The 1,018-nt window shown below is 67.0% G+C and carries 1 protein-coding gene; it reads right to left on the minus strand.

Annotated features, from left to right (window positions below):
* Window positions 1-870: IS4 family transposase (locus tag Asi02nite_RS41275; RefSeq protein ID WP_239127740.1), on the minus strand; the 870-nt coding region annotated here is incomplete at its 3' end.
* Between the last annotated feature and the right edge of the window lie 148 nt (window positions 871-1,018).

Raw genomic sequence — 1,018 nt, forward strand, 5'->3', positions numbered from 1 at the left:
TAGTTCACCGGCGGGGTGGGTGTGGGGGTCGAGCAGGGTGGTCAGCAGCCGGTAGTCGCCGGTCCGGGTGCCGGCGGTGGTCGTGATGCTGATTCGGGCTTCGATGACGCGGACGGGCAGGGTGCCCACGCATGTCAGCCAGGATCCGTCGTTGAGGCGGCGGATCATCGACAGGCGACGGTTGGCCTTGCCGCGGATCAGCAGGTCCGCGCCGGTCCCGGCGACGGTGGCCAGAAAGGCTGCTGCGGCGTAGTAACGGTCGGCCAGTAGCAGCATCCCCGGTCGCAGGCTGCGGGTCAGAATCCGGGCTTGATCGAGTTCACCGACGCTGACCGGGTCGAACACCGCGTCGATCACCGACCTGGTCCCGCAGGTCAGCAGCGCGCTGAGCCGCAGCAACGGGTAGCCGGACGAGGTGCCGTTCGCGCAGCGATGTTTGGCGTATCGCGCCGTGTTGGCCGGCGAGTCCGCGACGGTCAACGTGGTGCCGTCGACCACGGCCAGCAGCAGACCCCGCCAACGGACCTGACCCGCGGTCGTGGCGGCCGGGCCGCGCAGCAGGTCGAACAACGCCCGCATCGGTGCCGGCCCGAGCCGTTGACGAGCTTGACGCAACGCCGATCCGGTCGGTGAGACGATCGGTAGACCGTGCAGGCCACTGATGAGCTTGACCCACACCTGGCGGTAACCGAGGTCGGCGAACAGGCACGCCGCGAGCAGCACATACATGACGACCCGAGCGGGTAACAGCCGCACTCGGATCTGAGTGCGTCCCGTCGCGGCCAGCACCTCATCGATCATCTCGAACGGAACCAGCCGGGTCAGCTCACCCAGATGACCCGGCGCGAACACCCCGGCGGCTACCGTCACCGTCCGGGTTATGGCACTCTGATCAGCCAAGCGGAGTCCTGGTGTGAGGGTGTCTTGGAGTGACAGACCTCTATACCGGAACTCCGCTTCCTAGCATCTGATCAACACACCCTTGACGCCACCGCAGACCGCCTAACTGAACGGCGTT

The sequence above is a fragment of the Asanoa siamensis genome (assembly GCF_016862555.1).
Classification (GTDB): Bacteria; Actinomycetota; Actinomycetes; order Mycobacteriales; family Micromonosporaceae; genus Asanoa; species Asanoa siamensis.